Origin of the sequence: Kitasatospora sp. NPDC091257 (genome assembly GCF_044757675.1) — a bacterium.
In the GTDB taxonomy this organism is placed as follows: Bacteria; Actinomycetota; Actinomycetes; order Streptomycetales; family Streptomycetaceae; genus Kitasatospora; species Kitasatospora lactacystinica.
On sequence record NZ_JBIVVI010001278.1, the window covers coordinates 1 to 2,476 of the forward strand.

Here is a 2,476-nt window from a genome sequence, read left to right on the forward strand (position 1 = left end):
CGCTACGTCGACGGGGGGCGGGCGGCATCGCCTGCACCACCTCCGTGCTGGCGTACGACACCGCCTACCACCCCAGCAAGACCACCACCACGATCCCCGGCACCGAGATCGGCCAGGGCACCACCCCGTTCACCTACACCTGCCAGGCGGTCCACAACCCCGTCACCGGCGCGGTGACCGACGACAATCGCTCGGCCGTCGGCGACATCGCCGCGGAGACGGTCCACTACGCCTACGACGTCTTCGGCCCGAGGGATCACCAACGCCCGCCTCGCCCGTGCCCAGCTCGGCCAGGGCGACCTCGAACCCGCCGTCACCACCGTCATGGCGATCCCGGCGGGGTTGGCCGCGCACCCACGGGTCGCCGGCATGCTCGACCGCTTCGGCTCGGCACTGCTGAACGTGGCGCCGAACAGTCCCCATACGCAACTCCGGGACCGGTACACCCACGACAACCGAAGGACACCCGCGTGACGGAGCCGGACCTGCGCCACTTCACCGAACTGACCCCCCTCGCACGCCGGACGCTGATCGACCTCTACGCGGACGTCCGAGCGCCGCTCCTCCACCTCCCCAACTACGCCGTCGCCACGTTCGCCGAACGCCTCGACCGCCACGGCGGCGAGCCCGGCTTCGAGACCGTCATCGGCTACGACAAGGACCAGCCGGTCGGCTACGCCTACGGCACACCATCCGCTCCGGCGACCGCTGGTGGACCCGGATGTCCAAGCCGATGGATCCCGACCTCACCACCAGCCCGGTCTTCGCCCTCAAGGAACTCGGCGTCCGCACACCGTGGCGCGGCACGGGCGCCGCCCGCCGCATCCACGAGAGCCTCGCGGGCAGCCGCCCCGAAGAGCGGATCACCCTGGTGGTGAACCCTGCCGCCGGCGACGGCAAAGTGCTCGCGCTGTACGAATCCTGGGGCTACTCAGCCGTCAACGAGGTCCACCCGAACCCGGACGCACCGCCGCTCATGGCCATGATCCGGAAGTGCGCGCTCCGAGCATCCGAGCGGGCTGGGGAGCAGTCGCCGGTCCCGCCCGGCTCGGCCGGACAGAACTCCTGGTCGGACTGCCTCCAGCTGGCAAGCATTCGGCGAATGGAGACCTCCTGCAGGCGTGCCACCCGCCCGCACCCGCACTTCGCCGCGTCACCCGCCAGCGGGGCCCAGCACCTCCAGCGGATGACGCGGCGTCGTTTATGGTCTAGCCTTCGGGGTCCTGCTGCGGGATCGGCGCGTCGACGACGTCCACGACGAACTCCGAGGTACCGCTGCCCTCGTAGTCGACGTCACGATGGCTGTGCAGCAGCGTGTGCACCCTCACCCAGCGCCCCTCGGCGCTCGCACCGGCTGCCACGCCGAGTCCAGCACGGACGAGCGTGAGACCGGGATGCGGCTCCTTGCTCGTCCAGGTGTTCAGGAGATCGACCCCGGCAAGGAGTTCCCACGAACGTGGCTCGGCGCTGGCCGGCACCGACACCTCGTCATTGCGGAGCTGGACCACCCAGTCGACGTTGCCTTCGCTGCCGCGCTCGTTCGACATGCGGATTCCGAGGCCGATCGCGTAAGCGCCCTCGAGATGGTCTTCGAGCTCGTCGTCGATCCGGCTGAAGTGGACAGCCTCGCGGACGATCTCGATCGGCCCGAAGCTGCTGAAAGCCCTCATCTCCGGCGGGCACTCGTCCTTGAGGTACCGCCTCGTGGCCATCTGGACGGCCTTGGGGAGGCTGTCCAGCACAGCCTGCAGCGCGACGTCATCGCGGTCGGCCAAGTACGCACCTACAGCGTCACGGCGCATGTTCCGCCTTCCCTACCTGCGCCCTGAGCGCCGGCCGCCCAGACGCATGCCGCCGAACACCAGGGCGGCGAGGAACAGGACGATCCCGATCACGAGCAGCCACAGCAGGCCCTTCACGAGGGCGCCGACGAAGCCGAACACCACGGCGATCAGGACGATGAACAGAAACAGTGCCATCGCGGTTCCGCCTTTCTCACTTGTCGCGCTTCAGAGCGCCCTTCACACGGTCGGCGACGTCGCGCACGCCGTCCTTGACGTCCGCGGCGGCCTGCTTGAGCTTCGACTCCGCCTGGTCGGCCTGCCCGTCGCCCTTCAGCTCCTGGTCACCGGTCAGGTCCCCGACCTTCTCCTTGGCCTTGCCGGTCACGTTCTGCATCTTGTTCGACAGGTCACCCATCGATTGCTCCGTCCATCCGTCAGTGCGCGAATCCCACTGTCTGATCATGCATCTTTGCCCGGTTTCAGGGGTTTTATGCTCGCGGCATGCCGATGAGGCGCGGGCCGTCCTGAGGGGACCGCCTGGGCGGGGCGGACGGCGGCGCGAGGCGGTACGCGGGCCGGGGGGATCGACGCCGCGTGCCGCCGGCCTGCTGACCGCGGGCAGGCGCGCGGTTCAACGAGCCTCTCCCGCGGACGGGCACGGGTGGCGGGCCGGGCCGCCGGGGGTGTCGGGG

General features: G+C 69.7%; 3 protein-coding genes and 1 pseudogene. 1 reads left to right on the plus strand and 3 read right to left on the minus strand.

Annotated elements, in window-relative coordinates:
* Nucleotides 1-470: 470 nt before the first annotated feature.
* Nucleotides 471-991 (plus strand): annotated as a pseudogene (locus ACIQOV_RS37265) (GNAT family N-acetyltransferase); the annotation flags it as partial.
* Between the two features lie 217 nt (nucleotides 992-1,208).
* On the opposite strand, the gene ACIQOV_RS37270 reads toward ACIQOV_RS37265, so the two are convergent.
* Genes ACIQOV_RS37270 through ACIQOV_RS37280 form a run of 3 tightly spaced genes read right to left on the minus strand, consistent with a single transcriptional unit; the run spans nucleotide 1,209 to nucleotide 2,199 of the window.
* Nucleotides 1,209-1,775: a hypothetical protein gene (locus ACIQOV_RS37270; protein WP_401055221.1), complete on the minus strand. Its 567-nt coding sequence runs from the start codon at nucleotides 1,773-1,775 to the stop codon at nucleotides 1,209-1,211.
* 39 nt (nucleotides 1,776-1,814) lie between these two features.
* Entirely contained in the window at nucleotides 1,815-1,979 is a 165-nt protein-coding gene (locus ACIQOV_RS37275) for a hypothetical protein (RefSeq protein WP_401055222.1), read from the minus strand.
* 16 nt (nucleotides 1,980-1,995) lie between these two features.
* Nucleotides 1,996-2,199: a CsbD family protein gene (locus ACIQOV_RS37280; RefSeq protein ID WP_401055223.1), complete on the minus strand. Its 204-nt coding sequence runs from the start codon at nucleotides 2,197-2,199 to the stop codon at nucleotides 1,996-1,998.
* Between the last annotated feature and the right edge of the window lie 277 nt (nucleotides 2,200-2,476).

Excerpts from the sequence above, each read along its gene's own strand:
- ACIQOV_RS37275 (WP_401055222.1), bottom strand. The coding sequence starts at position 1,979 with ATGGCACTGTTTCTGTTCATCGTCCTGATCGCCGTGGTGTTCGGCTTC.
- ACIQOV_RS37280 (WP_401055223.1), bottom strand. The coding sequence starts at position 2,199 with ATGGGTGACCTGTCGAACAAGATGCAGAACGTGACCGGCAAGGCCAAG.